This is a genomic window from Nonomuraea sp. NPDC001699, assembly GCF_053596455.1.
Genome location: NZ_JBSFGF010000008.1, coordinates 383001 through 398571, shown reverse-complemented (window position 1 = coordinate 398571; position 15571 = coordinate 383001). Strand labels below are relative to the sequence as shown.

At 71.4% G+C, this 15571-nt stretch carries 10 protein-coding genes and 1 pseudogene; 8 read left to right on the top strand and 3 right to left on the bottom strand.

Annotation, left to right across the window (positions count from 1 at the left end; genetic code table 11):
• Nucleotides 1-252 precede the first annotated feature (252 nt).
• Nucleotides 253-1251: an AraC-like ligand-binding domain-containing protein gene (locus ACWCSU_RS26205; RefSeq protein ID WP_449938274.1), complete on the top strand. Its 999-nt coding sequence runs from the start codon at nucleotides 253-255 to the stop codon at nucleotides 1249-1251.
• 193 nt (nucleotides 1252-1444) lie between these two features.
• Entirely contained in the window at nucleotides 1445-4003 is a 2559-nt protein-coding gene (locus tag ACWCSU_RS26200; RefSeq protein ID WP_449938272.1) for a C39 family peptidase, read from the top strand.
• Nucleotides 4004-4283: 280 nt separating this feature from the next.
• On the opposite strand, the gene ACWCSU_RS26195 is transcribed toward ACWCSU_RS26200, so the two are convergent.
• Nucleotides 4284-4874, bottom strand: a complete 591-nt coding sequence (locus ACWCSU_RS26195; protein WP_449938270.1) for a TetR/AcrR family transcriptional regulator — start codon at nucleotides 4872-4874, stop codon at nucleotides 4284-4286.
• A 78-nt stretch (nucleotides 4875-4952) separates the two neighbouring features.
• Here ACWCSU_RS26195 and ACWCSU_RS26190 point away from each other — a divergent pair, with 78 nt between their 5' ends.
• From ACWCSU_RS26190 to ACWCSU_RS26175, 4 genes and pseudogenes are all read left to right on the top strand, one after another.
• Nucleotides 4953-5960, top strand: coding sequence for a hypothetical protein (locus tag ACWCSU_RS26190; protein WP_449938267.1), 1008 nt, complete (start codon nucleotides 4953-4955; stop codon nucleotides 5958-5960).
• Nucleotides 5961-6050: 90 nt separating this feature from the next.
• Entirely contained in the window at nucleotides 6051-7577 is a 1527-nt protein-coding gene (locus ACWCSU_RS26185; protein WP_449938265.1) for an MFS transporter, read from the top strand.
• A 26-nt stretch (nucleotides 7578-7603) separates the two neighbouring features.
• On the top strand, nucleotides 7604-8188 hold the full coding sequence (locus ACWCSU_RS26180) for a TetR/AcrR family transcriptional regulator (RefSeq protein WP_357703749.1): 585 nt from the start codon (nucleotides 7604-7606) through the stop codon (nucleotides 8186-8188).
• Nucleotides 8189-8560: 372 nt separating this feature from the next.
• Nucleotides 8561-8644 (top strand): annotated as a pseudogene (locus tag ACWCSU_RS26175) (transposase); the annotation flags it as partial.
• A 219-nt stretch (nucleotides 8645-8863) separates the two neighbouring features.
• On the opposite strand, the gene ACWCSU_RS26170 reads toward ACWCSU_RS26175, so the two are convergent.
• Nucleotides 8864-9481 (bottom strand): hypothetical protein, encoded by a 618-nt coding sequence (locus ACWCSU_RS26170; RefSeq protein ID WP_364100472.1) that lies wholly within the window; start codon nucleotides 9479-9481, stop codon nucleotides 8864-8866.
• A 166-nt stretch (nucleotides 9482-9647) separates the two neighbouring features.
• Here ACWCSU_RS26170 and ACWCSU_RS26165 point away from each other — a divergent pair, with 166 nt between their 5' ends.
• Both ACWCSU_RS26165 and ACWCSU_RS26160 read left to right on the top strand, forming a co-directional pair.
• Entirely contained in the window at nucleotides 9648-10379 is a 732-nt protein-coding gene (locus ACWCSU_RS26165) for an ABC transporter ATP-binding protein (RefSeq protein WP_352364994.1), read from the top strand.
• Nucleotides 10373-12772, top strand: coding sequence for an FtsX-like permease family protein (locus ACWCSU_RS26160; protein WP_449938261.1), 2400 nt, complete (start codon nucleotides 10373-10375; stop codon nucleotides 12770-12772). The genes ACWCSU_RS26165 and ACWCSU_RS26160 overlap by 7 nt, the downstream gene beginning before the upstream one ends.
• Here ACWCSU_RS26160 and ACWCSU_RS26155 read toward each other — a convergent pair.
• A complete protein-coding gene (locus tag ACWCSU_RS26155) occupies nucleotides 12769-15447 on the bottom strand; it encodes an ATP-binding protein (protein WP_449938259.1) in 2679 nt (892 codons plus the stop codon). The genes ACWCSU_RS26160 and ACWCSU_RS26155 overlap by 4 nt on opposite strands.
• Nucleotides 15448-15571 lie beyond the last annotated feature (124 nt).

Below are 15571 nucleotides of genomic sequence, written 5' to 3'. Positions count from 1 at the left end.
GCCCGATCGGCGAGTTCCGTCCCGGGGTGGACGACTCCGGGGCGAAGGTCCGGGGGAGACTGCCAGGGCCGTCATCGTCGCTCCGAAGCTCGCAGTTCCTTCTGTCCAGCGCCCTGGGAGGCTGCGGCGCGAGCGACTTCGCCCAAACGTGCCAGGGCCCGGTCGGCATCGCCCTCCGATCAGAGGCTGCCGGCTCTTCGCCGCTGGTCGATCATGGGAGCCGGCGGTCGTCCAGTAGTGGAGGTTGCGCAGATGAGCTTCGTCGTCCTGAAGAGCACGGACCTGCCGGCCGAGGAACGCTTCGGTTGGTGGTGCGACATGATCAGCCGGGATGTGGGACCCACCCGCATCACGAGCGACCACATGGCCGACTTCCGTGCCACCGCCGGAGTCATCGACCTGGGCGTCGTCCAGCTCACCACCACCTCCTTCCCGGCGCTCACGTCGGTGCGGACCCCGGCGCTGATCCGCCGCTCCGACCCCGAGGCGTACGAGCTGACGCTGATCGTCGGCGGCGAGATGTGGATCTGCCAGAACCGGGACGACACCCGGATGACCGCCGGTGACCTGGTGATGTGGCAGACCTCGCGTCCCTACGGCGGCGGTGCCTTCGACGGGCCGCACCAGGCGCAGGCCATCATCATGCACCTGCCGCGCGCCGGGCTGCCGCTGCCCGAACGGCAGGTGGACGGCCTGCTGTCGCGCAGGATGCCCGCCACCGGGGGGCTGAGCGCGGTGCTCGCCACCTACCTCAGGACCCTGGTGCGCGAGGTTCCCGCCATGTCTCCTCAGGACGCGACCCGGCTGGGCGCGACCACCCTGGACCTGGCCCACGCCTTCCTGGCCCACCGGCTGAACGCCCAGTACCGGCTGGCGCCCGAGACCCGGGACCGGAGCCTCATGGCGCAGATCTGCGCGTTCGTCGAGCACCATCTGGGTGACGCTCAACTGGGGCCTGGGGTCGTCGCGGCCCGTCACCACATCTCCGTGCGTCACCTGCAGGTGCTCTTCCAGCGTCAGGGCACCACACTGACCGACTGGATCAGGCGGCGGCGCCTCGAACATTGCCGCGCCGACCTGGCCGATCCGCGGCTGCACACGTTGTCGATCCAGGCCGTCGCGGCCCGCTGGGGGTTCCCGCGGGCCGCCGACTTCAGCCGGTCCTTCCGCGCGGCGTACGGGATGTCGCCCAGGCACTACCGCCACAGCGTGACGGCGCTGCGGGAACCGCGGGGTGCGCCTGGTGCGTAGAAAGTCTGCGTCCCACGCTAACGACCGCGGCGCGCCGCCGTAGCAAGCTGTCGGGGTGTGGGCGATGAGCGAGGTCGGCCGCCACGGCGACGATGATCAGCATGCCCCGTGATCGTGCATCGTTCCTCGCCACCCAGGGAGTTCCGCGCGTATGGGACACGTTCTTCGCAAGTTAGTGACGATTGTGCTCGCCTTGTCGGTCATCTGGCCGTTGTCGCTGGTCAGCGTCACCACGGCGGTGGCGGACGCGGGGCCGTACAAGGCGAAGGTCGACATCGACGGCCGGGGCAGCATGGACCCGGACGATCGCGTCAGCACCGACGCCTACCTCGCCGACGCCGACGTCATCATCGTCTGCCAGGACACCGGTCCGGCGGTCGGCGGGAGCGCCGTCTGGGACTACACCACCAAGAAGGTGTGGGTGCCCGACACCTACGTGCGCACCGGGATCGACGGCTTCCTGCCCGACGTCCCCCGCTGCCTGTCGATCGGGATCGACGGCTACGCGAACAAGGGCTCGCTGCACGGACCGTACCGGGTCAAGGTCGACCTGGACGGCAGGGGCAGCGCCAACCCCGACGACCGGGTACGGATCGACGCCTACATGCGTGACAGCCAGATCCTCATCAAGTGCCAGGACTACGGCGGCGCCGTCAACGGCAGCACGCTGTGGGACTACACCTCCCAGGGGCTGTGGGTGCCCGACGTCCACATCAGCACCGGCACCACCGGCTGGATACCGGGCATGCCCTCCTGCTCCTCGCTCGGCATCCCGGGCGGCGGCGGCACGCAGCCGGGCGGCGGCCGCCAGTTCCCGATCCGCACGACGCTCAACGGCTACCACGGCAAGAGCCTGAGCTCGGCCCGCGAGGAGGACAAGTACTCCGAGGAGAGCTACATCACCATCGTCTGCCAGGCCTACGGCGAGACGAACTACGGCGGCTCAACCGTCTGGGACAAGACCGTCGACGGGCTGTGGGTGGCCGACTACTACGTGCGCACCGGCTCCACCGACATCGTCATGAACCGCTGCGACAACGACGGCCCCTCGGGCGGCGGCGGGAACCGCTACCTGGTGCGCACGACGCTCAACGGCTACCACGGCAAGAGCCTGAGCTCGGCCCGCGAGGAGGACAGGTACGCCGGCAACAGCTACATCGCGATCGTCTGCCAGGCCTATGGTGAGTTCAACTACGGCGGCTCGGCCGTCTGGGACAAAACCCTCGACGGGCTCTGGGTGGCCGACTACTACGTCAAGACCGGCTCGTCCGACATCATCCTGCCGCGCTGCGACAACGACCCCAAGCCCGCGGGCGGCGGTGGCGGCACCGGAAACCCCGGCACGCCGATGCCCCCGGGCAGCGGCACCGTCGACCGCGGCAACGTGCGCGACCAGATCGTGCGGGCCGCCTACAGCCAGCTCGGCGTCGCCGAGTGGGGCGACAACTGCAACCCCTACGGCTCGGGCGGCTCGGTCAAGTGCGGCTGGGCCTGGTGCAGCATGTTCGCGAGCTGGACGTGGCGGCACGCCGGCATCGACGTGTTCCTGCCCTACAGCGGCGACTTCTACTGGTGGGGCAAGAGCCGCGGCACGTTGCGCTCGCTCAGCGACATCCGACCGGGCGACCTGGTGCTGTACGGCACGAGCGCGGGCAACAGCACCCATGTCGGTGTGGTGGTGGAGGTGGACGGCAACGGACTGATCACCACCATCGAGGGCAACTACGGCAACGCGGTCACGAAGGTCACCTCCTTCTCCCCGTACGGCGCCCACCCCGGCGGGCACGGCTCGCCGATCTACGCGGTGGTCTCGCCGCTGGCCGACTCCTCCACGGTCTGGGAGCGGTCCGGCGACCCCGGCTACGACGAGCCGGACAAGGAGAACTGCACCACCAGGCTCGACACCGTGCCCGGCGGCGGCTGGAACATGACCTGCCTGGAGTTCCGCAAGGAGCGCGGCTGGGAGGAGGTGCGCGGCGTCGCCTACGTCTTCCCGGCCAGGCCGACCGTCACCCGCGCGCACCTGAACCTGCGATTGTCCGACCTGCCGGGATCGGGCTCCAGCGTGGAGGTGCGCTGCGAATCGGCCCTGCTGGACTCGGTACGGTCCTGCGCCACGGCCTGGCGTCCCCAGTTCATCGGAACGGTGGAGCTGAGCGTCGCCTACGCCTTCAACGGCGACACCCAGAACCGCAACGTCGGCGACCTGCGCTTCCGCGGCACGGCCCAGGAGAACAACACCTTCTGCGGGCCGACGGCGATGCAGGCGGTGCTGTCCACCACCGGCGCCGATCCCGTGCCCTCCCAGCGGGAGATCGCCGACGAGGTCGGTACCAGCCAGCTCGGCACCCTGCCCACCAACATGGCCCACTACGGCAACACGATCGTCGGCTACACCTACAACCAGAACTACCTGCGCAACACCGACGAGGACAACGCGGTGGCCATCGCCAACACCTTCAGCGCGGTGTGGTGGTCGCTGACGACCAAGGGCCAGCCGTCCATCCTGCTCGCCAAGTCCGACTACCTGCCCTGGGTCGATGTCAACAACGGCCTGCTGCGGCACTACGTGGTCATCCACGGCTTCTCCACCCAGCCGACGAGCGGCGGCGGCCAGACGTACCGGTTCCGGGTGTGGGACCCGCAGGAGGCCAAGCACCACTACATGACGATCGACCAGATGGTCTACGCCATGCGCAACGCCATGACGCCGGGCCTGCTGCACCTGATCACCCCGAAGGCCAACCCGTGACCTGACGCCCGCAGCCCCTGGAGCGCGCCGGGATCGTCATCTCCCGGCGCGCTCCGGCACGGAGAGCGGCACCTGAGGGCAGCAGGAACGGCTCGTGGTGGATGGCGCTGCAGAAGACGAAGATCCTCGGCATCCCGCACTGGCAGCGACCAGATGGGGGCCTTCCATGTCCGGGCGACGTGCAAGAGCATGAAGAAGAACACCTTCGGCGTGGTCACCAGCGGCACCACCGTGCTGACCGGTCCCACGCTCACGGTCACGTGCTGACCCCGCGACAGCGTCAGGTCTGAGCTGCGGCGTCGATGCTGCCGACGGTCAGGTCCGTCAGCGCCGCGATGGCCGCGGCGGCGGTGGCACGTCCCCGGTTCAGCTCCGCGGCGATGGCCTCGGCCGCGCCCAGCACGCCGACGCAGCGCAGCCGGAGGGCTTCCCGCGTGAGCCCGGAGTGCGGCCGCAGGGCGGTGGCCATCAGGTCCGTGTAGCCGTCGAGCAGGTCGCGCTCGATCGCCTCCATCTCCTGGTTCCCCTTGAGCGCCGCCGAGATGGCGGTCCACTCGGGCATGTCGGTGGCGCAGGCGAAGTAGGCGGCGCTCAGGACGCGCGCGATCTCGCGGGGGAGCGCCGGGGCGTCGCGCAGGGCCTGCTCCGCGGCGGCCCGGTGCCGCTCGTCGAGCCGCCGGTAGAGCGCGATCAGCAGGCCGGGACGGGTGCCGAAGTGGTCGTAGACGACCGGCCTGCTGACCCCGGCGGCCTCGGCCAGGCTGAGCAGCGTGAGGCCGTCGGTGCCGTGGGCGCGCACGATCGCCATGGCGGTGTCGAGCAGCTGCTCCCGTCTGGCCGGCTTGGACAGGCGGGTCGATCCGGTGGTCATCGTCCTCCCTTGCGTCGCCTCCCATCTTAAGCTACAAAATGTAACTTACAGAATGTAGGTTAAGGAGAGGACATCACCGTGGAGCACTCCGTACTGATCATGGGCGGATCCGGCCAGGCGGGCGCGGGGACCGCGGCCCTGCTGCGCCGCTGGCACCCGGAGCTGCCGCTGACCATCGCGGGCCGCGACCTCGGCCGCGCCCGGCGGGTCGCCGACGAACTCGGCGGCGCGACGGCCGCGACCATCGACCTGCGCAGAGGCGACCTCGGCCTGAAGGGGAGCGACGGCTACTCGGCGGTCGTGGCGACCGTGTGGGACAGCCACCTGAACGGGCTGCGTTACGCACAGGACCGCGGCCTGCCGTACGTCAGCATCTCCAGCGGCCTGGTCGACATCGGACCCGAGGTCGTCGCCGCCGGCCTGCGCGCCGGCGCGTCACCGATCCTGCTGGCCAGCCACTGGTACGCGGGCCTCGTCGTCCTCGCGGTGCTCGGCCTCGCCGGGGAGTTCGACCGGCTCGACACCATCGAGATCGGCGGCGTGCTGGACGAACAGGACAGCGGCGGCCCCGCGGCCACGGCCGACATGGCACGCCTGCTGGCCGCCACCTCGGCGGGACACCTCCGCCGCGACGGCGTCTTCCACTGGGTCACCGGCCCCGACGCGGAGGTGGAGGTCACCGGCGTCGACGGCACCGTGCTGCCCGGCCAGATCGTCCCCATCCTCGACGTGCCGAGCCTGGCCCTCGCGACGGGCGCGCCCAACGTGCGCTTCGCGTTCGCGGTCGGCGAGTCGTCGGGCAGGCGGCGCGGCGGGCCCGCGTCCACGGAGGTCAGGATCGACCTCGAAGGCGTGGACCGCGCGGGCGCACCGCACAGGACGACCCGCTACCTCCTCCACCCGGAGGGCCAGCGCCCCTTGACGGCGCTCGGCATCGCCCTGGGCGTCGAGCGGCTGCTCGGCCTGCGCGGCGCCCCCGTGCCGCCCGGCCTCCACACCCCCGAGGCGCTGATCGACCCCGGCTATGCGGCCGAGCGGATGACGGAGATCGGCGCCGCCATCACCGGCGCGCACGGCGATCACTGACTCGGGTTTCGCGAGCCCGCCGCACCCATCATGTTGAACGTTCGTACAAGTTGTACTAGCGTTCAACATGATGAGAGCGAAGGGGACGTGATGACGCGGCAACAGTTCACGCGGGCAGGGACGCGCCAGTGGGCCGGCCTCGGACTGCTGGCCATGCCGACGGTGCTGCTGGGGCTGGACGTGACCGTCCTGTACCTGGTGGCACCGAGCATGGCGGCCGACCTGTCACCGTCGGCCACCCAACTGCTGTGGATCATGGATGCCTACGGGTTCCTCGTCGCCGGGTTCCTCGTCACCATGGGCACGCTGGGCGACCGGATCGGGCGGCGCCGGTTGCTGAAGGCCGGGATGATCGCCTTCGCCGCGGTCTCGGTGTTCGCCGCCTTCGCCCCCACGGCCGAGCTGCTGATCCTCGCGCGAGCCCTGCTGGGGGTGGCCGGGGCGACGCTCATGCCCTCCACGCTGTCGCTGATCTCGAACCTGTTCCCCGACGCGCGTCAGCGCGCGGTCGCGATCGGGGTGTGGGCCACGATGTTCGCGCTCGGCATGGCCGCCGGGCCGATCGTGGGCGGAGCTCTGGTGGACTCCTTCTGGTGGGGGGCGCCGTTCCTGGCGGCGGTGCCCGTCGCCCTCGTCGTCCTGGCCGGGGCACGCGCCCTGCTCCCCGAGTACGCGGCCCCGTCCAGCGGAAGGCTCGACCCGGTCAGCGTGGGCCTGTCGCTGGCGGCGATCCTGCCGGTCATCTACGCCGTCAAGCACATCGCCTCCGACGGTTCCGGCGGCCCGGCCCTCGTCTGTGCCGTGGCGGGCGTTCTGGCCGCGATCGTGTTCGTACGCCGCCAACGCCGCCTCCCCGATCCGCTGCTGGACGTGGCACTGTTCGGCAACCGGGCCTTCGTCGTGGCCCTGGGCGTGCTGCTCATCGGCCTGGTCGGAGTCGGGGGCTCGATGTACCTGGTCACGCAGTACCTCCAGCTCGTCGAGGGGCTCACACCCTTCGAGGCGGGGCTCTGGATGGGGCCGCCGGCGCTGGCGATGGTCGCCGCCGCCATCGGCGCTCCTCTGGTCGCCCGGCGCTTCCGCCCTGGCTCGGTCATGGGCGCCGCCCTCGGGGCGTCCCTCGCCGGCTACGCGCTGCTCGCCACCGCGGGACTCGACGACGAGGTGTCCGTGGCGACCGGCTTCACGTTCGTCTATCTCGGGCTGGGCGCCCTCGCCGCCCTGGGCACCGACATGGTGGTGGGCGCGGTGCCGGCAGCACGGTCCGGGTCGGCGGCGTCGATCTCCGAGACGGTCCAGGAGCTCGGCATCGCCATCGGCGTCGCCCTGCTCGGCAGCCTCACCACCGCCGTCTACCGCACCCAGGTGACGGTGCCCGAAGGTCTGACGCCGGAGAGCTCCGGCGCCCTCGCCGACAGCCTGAACGCGACCATGGCGATCACCGGCAGCCTTCCGCCTGGGACCGTCGAGGCGGCGCAGCGGGCCTTCACCAGCGGGCTCAATGTCGCTTCCCTGGTCGCGGGGGTCGCCATCGCCGCCGCCACGGCGCTGTGCTTCTGGATGCTGCGTCACGTGCCCGCGCTCGGGGAGACGCAGAACCGTGACACCGACGGTTGAACGACGGTCCGACTATCCTGGGCGTCGTGCCGAGGAGCAGCAAGGACGACACCGCCGACGACAGCGAGCACGTCGACGGACGCCGCGCGCGCGGCGAGAAACGGCGCGCGGAGATCATCGAGGCCACCCTTGCCGTGGTCACCCGCGACGGCGCGGCCGGCGTCACCCACCGCACGGTCGCCAAGCAGGCCGGCACCACGACGTCCCTGAGCACCTACTACTTCGCGACCCTCGACGACCTGCTCGTCGCCGCCCTCACGACGGTCGCCGACGCCTACACCGCCCGCATCCGCGACATCATCGACAAGCCCGGCGACAAGCTCAGCGGCCTGGCCCACCTCATCGCCGAGTCCGCCGGCTCCGGACGTGAACGCGCCCTGGCCGAACGCGAGCTGGCGACCCTGGCCGCCCGCCGCCCCGCACTGCGACCCGTGGCACGACGCTGGCGGCAGAACATCGCCGAACTCGCCACCACGCTGACCGACGACCCCGCGGCCATCGCCGCCCTCGTCGCGGCCTCCGACGGGCTGTGCACCGCGATCCTCCTCGACAACGTTCCCGCCGACCCGGATCACATCCAAGCCGTCCTGCAACGAGCCGTCCGCAACTGAGCCGGTGGCCGAGGAGGGATGCCTCATCGCGACCTCGTCACACGGGTGGATGCCGCTGTCGGCCGGTCCGGCCGCCGCCGCGTCCAGGTGGGCGCCCAGCCAGTAGCCGCCGACGGCGATGTTGCGCTCGCCCAGGATCCTGGGGTCGATGGGGCGGCCTCGATCCCGCCGGAGGTGCCGTAGGAGATCAGGCGGACGAAGGGGGCCGGCGCGTGCGGGGCCGCCTCGAAAACAGGGCCGCCGACGGCGTCGAGGATCACGTCGGTGAGGGCGCCGCCGTTTGGCTTCGCGGACGCGCTCGGCGTAGCCGTCGGCCTCACGGGAGCCCCGACAGAGTCAGAGCGTGTTTGGGCGCAGCGCTACCCCTCAGACCTGACCGACGCCCAAGGGGACCTCATCACGCCTCTGCTTCCCGAGCCCAACAGCGGCGGCCGTCCAGAGAAGCACCCACGCCGGGGACGTTCTGCCTAATAAAGGCATTGACGTTGGATTTAGGTATGTCCTGTCAAGGACACCGAAGATCGATCCCTCTGTGAGGAGTTCCCTGCTGGGGTCGCCCACAGTGCCGTCGTTGGCCACATCGACGTCGCCGTCGAGTGACATGGTGAGCGCGGAGTCGACGGTGACGGGGTACTTGGTCGCCGGGTCGGCGTTCGTACCGGCCTGGGGGGACGGTCAAGCTGCGATGAACCCGGGGGAATCACGCAGCGGGGACGAAGGCGGCAGGGCACGGTTTCGGGGACGGCGGGCCAGGGGCGCGAAGGAGATGAACAGCACGATGGCGCCGAGGGGGATCAGATCCTTGTCGATGAACGGCATCATCAGGTCCGTCATCACCAGGACCGGCGTCCACACCTTGACGCGGCGCATGACGGCGAGCTGGATGATGAGCGCGAGCTGGCCGAGGTAGAACAGGTAGGGGCCGACGTCGTAGATGGCCAGCGAGATCACGGGAATGCTGTGGACCTCTTTGGTGATCATGCTCATGGCATAGTGATCGTCGGCCGCGAATCCCGCCACGATGTCGACGGTGAACTGCCCCGTCAGTGCCAGAGCGCCGGTGATGGCCACCCACATGATCACAGTGGACAGCAGGTTTCCGCCCGCCAGTCTTCGTAGCTGGACGAAGACGGAGACGAACATCGCCATTGCGGCGATGAAGGCCAGGTGGCCGGTGGTCCATGCCGGGCCGGGCCCTCTGGTGCCGTCCAGGCCGTCGAGGATCCGGATCACGCCGTAGGTGAAGGTGAGCAGCGGTGCTGCGAGGAAGGCGAAGCGGTAGGGGGAAGTCATGAGGGAACACTACGAACGCCGGCGCGCGGCCGGAATCGGGTGACCGTCTAGTCCGTGGCGGAGCAGTTCCTAGTCACTTGTCCGATACCGGAGGGATGACCGGCCTCTCTATCGTTCGTGACGGATATCGCTGCTGATGGGAACGGACAGGACCGCTGTGAAACTGATGGAACGCCTTGAGACCTCCGTCGAGCTGACGTCGGTGAGCAGACACTACGCACACGGTGTCGTCGCACTCAACGACGTGAGCGTCGGCTTCCGCCAGGCCACTTTCACCGCCGTGATGGGCCCGTCCGGCTCAGGGAAGTCGACCTTGCTGCAGTGCGCGGCCGGGCTGGACAGACCCACCTCGGGCCAGGTCATGGTGGACGGCAGGGACCTGACGAAGATGAGCGAGCGGAAGCTGACCCTGCTGCGCCGCGACCGGATCGGGTTCGTCTTCCAGTCGTTCAACCTGCTGCCGTCGCTCACCGCCGCCCAGAACGTGGCGTTGCCGCTGCGGCTGACCGGCCGTCGTCCCGACCCTGAGTTGGTCAGGCACAGCCTGGACGCGGTCGGGCTCGCCGACCGCGCGGGACACCGCCCCGCCGAACTGTCCGGCGGGCAGCAACAGCGGGTGGCCGTCGCGCGGGCGCTGGTGACCAGGCCGGCCGTGCTGTTCGCGGACGAGCCGACCGGCGCCCTGGACACCAACACCAGCAGGGACGTGCTGCGCCTGCTGCGCGGCCTGGTCGACCTGCACGCGCAGACGATCGTGATGGTGACCCACGACCCCGTGGCCGCCGCGTACGCCGACCGAGTGCTGTTCCTGGCCGACGGCAGGATCTGCGGAGAGCTCCCCGACCCCACTGCCGAGGTCGTGGCCGCCCGGATGCTCCTGCTGGAGGAAGCATGCTGACCATCGCCTTCAGCACCCTGCGTACCCGCATGGTGTCCTTCGCCGGCACGTTCCTGGCCTTGGCGCTCGGCGCGGCGCTGATGGCCGCGATGGGGCAGGTCCTTGCCACTACGGTCGGCTCGCCGGAAAGGGGGCCGCAGCGCTATGCCTCGGCCCCCGTGGTGGTGGTGCCCGACGACCGGCTGAGAGTCGAGGGCCACCTGGGCGAGACCAGCGCCCCGCTGGCCGAGCCGCGCGGACTGCCGGCGAGCCTGGCCGGACGCTTCCCCGACGCGGTCGCCGACCGGGTTTTCGCCGCGCAGCTCGCCGGTGGCCCCGCCGCCGTCGGGCGTCCCTGGTCCGCCTCACGCACCGCGCCCCAGCGGCTTGTCGAAGGCGGCGCGCCGGCGGGGCCAGGGGAAATCGTCGTGAGTGGGGGAGCCCGGGTCGGCGACCTGGTGCGGGTGGTGACGGCCCAGGGCGCGAGACCGTACACAGTCGTGGGGGTGACGACCGCGCCGGGCACCGTGTTCTTCAGCGACACGGAGGCGGCCAGGCTCTCGTCGCGGATCGACGCGCTGGCGCTGTGGCTCCCGCCGCAGGAGGTGCGCGCCGCGGTCGGGAGCACCGCCAGGGTGCTGACCGGGCAGGATCGAGCTCTCCTCGACCCCACCCGGGACAGCGACGAGCAGGCGAGGAACAACGCCGGCACGATTGTCGGCATCGCCGCAGGGTTCGCCGTATTCATCGCGATCTTCGTGGTGTCCTCGACGTTCGCCTTCGCGGTCGTGCAGCGCCGGCGCGAGTTCGCGCTGCTGCGCACCGTCGGCGCCACCGCGGGTCAGGTACGCAGGATGCTGTATGGCGAGGCCGGAATCGTCGCTGTGATCGCGGCGGCGACCGGCGCCGTCATCGGCCCCTTCCTGGCAGGTCCGATCCTGGACTGGCTGGTCGGGCTGGGGATGGCACCGAGCTGGCTGGTGCCGAGCACCGACACCTGGCCGTCCGTCGTGGCCTTCACGACCGGCGTGGTGGTCGCACTTTCCGGGGTGGCGCTCGCGGCCGGGCGGGCGGGGCGGGTACGTCCGGCCGAGGCCATGCGCGAGGTGGCCGTCGAGCCGCGAGCGATGACGTGGGGCCGCTGGGTGATAGGCGCGGCCGTCGTCGGGACGGCGCTGGTCAGCATGGCTGTGACCGCCATCGGCGACCCGGCAGGAGCGACGAACAACAAGTCGTTCATGCCGATCGTGATGCTGCTGGTCGCCGGTGCGGGGATACTCGCCCCCGCCCTGGTGCGGCCGGTCACCCGGCTCCTGGCCGCCCCGATGGACCACCTGCGCGGCGCGGGCGGAACCCTGGTGCCCGCCGCCGCCGTCGCCTCCGCCCGGCAGACCGCCGCGGTCGCCGCTCCCGTGCTCATCGCCGTCGGCCTGGCCGCCGCGCTGCTCGGCGGCGCCGCGATGACCGACACCGCCAAGGCCGCGGCGCAGGCGGCTCCGGTGCGCGCCGACTACCTGGTTCTCCCCACCGGTGGCGCAGGACTGGACCGCAAGCTCGTCGAACGCCTGCGCGCACTTCCCGGCGTGGAGGTCGCGGTCACGGCGCCGACCAGCCTCTACACCCTCGAAGGCGACGCCGTGCTCATCCAACGCCCGGCCGAGGCCGTCGACCCGGCCCGGCTGCCCGCCGTACTGGATGTGGCGCTGACGGCGGGGTCGTTCGCCGATCTGGACGATGACGGCATCATCGTCTCCGAGACCTGGCAGATGAGGCTCGGTGCGACCGCGAGGGTGTGGCGCGCGGACGGCAGCAAAGCCTCACTCAAGGTCGTCGGACTGCTCGGCGCCGACGCACCGGCCGATTCCTACATCACCCGAGCGCAGGCCCGCTCCGCGCCGACGGCCGCCGCCTACCTCAAGCTCCGTCCGGGAACGTCACCGGCCGCCGTTCGGGCGGCATTGGAGCGCGCCGTCTCCGGACACAACGCGCGAGCCGTCACCAAGGCGAGCTGGGTGGCGGAGACCAGGGATCGGCGTGGCTCGGCCAGCAGGCTCGGGCTGCTCGTCGTCCTCGGCATCATCCTGGCCTATGCTGCGATCGCGCTGGTCAACACGCTGCTGATGGCGGCCTCCGGCCGCAAGGCCGAGCGTGGCACGCTGCGCCTGTTCGGCGCGACCCACGACCAGGTGCTGCGCTACGCCGCGGGCGAGGCTCTGCTGGTCGTCGCCATCGGCGTCGTCCTGGCCGCGGGTGTGGCGGCGGTCAGCCTCGCCGGACTGTGGGCTTCCCTGGTGCAGCTCGCGGGGCCGATCTCGATCAGCCTGCCGTGGTCCTCGGTCGCCGCTGTGGCTGGAGGATGCGCGTTCCTCGGCGTACTCGCCTCGATTGTGCCCGCCCTGCGACGCCCTCGCTAGTTCTCACCGAGGTCGAGTCGGGCCAGCTCCACCCTGGAGGAGACGCCCAGCTTGGGAAAGGCGCGATAGAGGTGGTAGCTGACGGTCTTGGGGCTGATGAACAGGCGAGCACCGATCTCCCTGTTGGTCAGCCCCGTCACGGCCAGCCGGACGATCTGCAGCTCCTGGGGCGACAGGTCGCCGCGCCTGTCGGCGGGAACGGACACGGCGCCGCTGTCGCCGGCCGCGCGCAGCTCCCCGGCCGCCCGCCCGGCCCACGGCTGCGCGCCCAGCCGCTGGAAGATCTCCACCGCGGCCCGCAGGTGCGTGCGGGCATCCCTGTTGCGGCGCTCGCGGCGCAGCCACTCGCCGTAGAGCAGCTCCGTCCTGGCCCGCTCCATAGGACGTTCGCGCGGCCCGTGCAGCCGTAGGGCCGTCACGAAATGCTGCTCCTGCCCCGACATCAGGGCCCTGCAGCGCGCCAGCACGGCATCGGCCCAATCCATCCTGGCGGCGGCCGCCCACTCGGCGAACCGGGCCAGCGGTTCCGCCGCCCGTCCGGGCTCACCGGCCCGCACAGCGGCCTCCACCTGGTCGGCGGCGAAGTAGACGGCCTGGTTCTGGTGGCGTACCGGCCCGGCCTGAGCCTCCTCCAGCCGGTCGAGCACCAGCGCGTGCCGGCCGCGGCTCAGGTCGAGCATGGCCAGCGCCCACTCACCCCAGGCCATTCCGTGCACGATCCCGGTCAGCGCGAACTGATTCCGGCACCGGACGGCCAACTCCGCACACCGCGCGTCGTCGCCCTGCACGGCGGCCAGCCAGGCCAGGACACCCTCCAGATAGCCGGTCCGGTGGGGCTGGCCGCTGTCCAGCGCGATCCGCAACCCCTCCTCAGCATCGGACATGGCGCTGCGAAACCTGTTCAGGTGCAGCTCGGCGGAGGCCAGCGTCGCGTACGCGATCGGCAACCACCCGGTCGTCCCCAGCGAGCGGCACTCCTCGACGAGGGCGGCGCAGATCTCCTGCTGCGCGGGGAAGTCGCCGACGAGCCCCGCGACGAACGCGGCGTTGAGACGCAGGCCGTACGAGCCGCGTTCGATGCGGCGCGCGTCGGTCACCAGCGGCCGCATGGCGGGCAGGGCCCTGGCCGGGCCCGCGATGAGCGACTCCGCGCGGGCGGCGACGGCCGCCACGGCGGAGTCCAGCCCGTGCTCCGGGCCCAGACGGAGCTCGTGCAACCGGTTCGACGCCTCTACGAGCAGCGCGGGGTCGCCGAGCTGCGAGGCGTTGCGTGCCGCGTCCACCAGCATGAGCCCGGCCGCGCCCGGGTCCAGTTCGGCGATGCGCACGGCCCCCGCCAGGAGCTGGTCGTGCGCGGTGTGGACGGCTCCGCGCTCGAAGGCGATCCTGGCGCGCAGCCCGGCCAGCCGAGCGGCGGGACGAGGGGCGTCGATCAGGGGAGCGGCGCGTTCGGCCAGCTCCTGGGCCCGCTCGGGCGAACCGGCGTCCGCCGCGGCCACGGCGGCCTCGGTGAGCCGCCTGGCGAGCTGAACGCGGTCGGCGGTCAGCTCCGCGGCCCGTTCGAGCGCGGCGGCGGCGGCCGCGTGCCCCTGCCGTTCCCTGGCCCGTTCCGCGGTACGTTCCAGCGCGGCCGCCGCGTGCTCGTCGGGGCCGAGCGCCGCCGCGGCCAGATGCCAGGCCCGCCGGTCCTCCTGGTCATGCAGCACCTCGGCCAGCGCGCGATGCACGGCGAGGCGCTCGTCCAGGAGGCCCACGTGGAGGGCGGCGGCCCGCATCAGCGGGTGCGCGAAGGTCACCGTGCCGCCATCGACCGCGACCAGACCTTCGGCGGCGCCGAACGCCTCCGGGCCGATGCCCAGCGACTCGGCTCCGCGCAGGACGACACCCAGGTCCCCTGTGCCCTCGACCGCGGCGACCAGGATCATCAGCCGCGTCTGGCGCGGCAGCGCGTCGATACGGGCCCCGTAGGTTTCCTGGATGCGGCGCGGCAGAGGCGCGGGCGCGAGCCGGTCCCCGGTGCGGGGCAGCTCGATCAACGCGAGCGGGTTGCCGCCGCTCTCCGCGAGAACCCTGGCCCTCACCGCGTCGGCCAGGTCAGGGTCGCAGTCGCGCAGAAGCGCGGCGGCAGCCTCAGGGGCCAACGGCCGCAGGCGCCGTTCCGGCAGGCCGGGCGCGCGGAAGCCGTCGCGCGAAGCGAAGATGAACGCGATGCCCTCGGCGTCCAGCCGCCTGGCCGCGAACAGCAACGCGTCGGCGGACGCCCGATCCAGCCAGTGGGCGTCGTCCACCAGGCAGACCAGCGGGCCCTCCTCGGCGAGCTCCGACAGCAGGGAGAGCGTCGCCAGGCCGATCACGAAGCGGTCCTCACCCCCGCCCGCGCCAAGACCCAGCGCCCCGCGCAGGGCCGCCGCCTGCGGCTCGGGCAGGGAGTCCACCCGCGCCAGAGCGGGACGCAGGAGCTGATGCAGTGCAGCGAACGGCAACTCGGCCTCGGTCTCCACCCCGGCGCAACGCAGGACCCGCGCGTCGGCGGCCCGGCCCGTCACATAGGAGAGCAGCGCGGTCTTACCGATCCCCGGGTCTCCATAGATGACGAGAGCGCCGCTTCGCCCAGCCCGCGCGCCCTCAAGTACCTCGTCGACAGCACGCTGATCGTCATCCCGCCCCCGCAGCATGGAAAGACTGTAACGGACTACTACCGAGAAGCTTGTCGTGGTATATGCGCATATCGCCAGGGTGGAGAGGGTGTGGCGTCGCTGATCCGCAGGACCGGCCGACGCCGGCATCCCAACCCCCCAC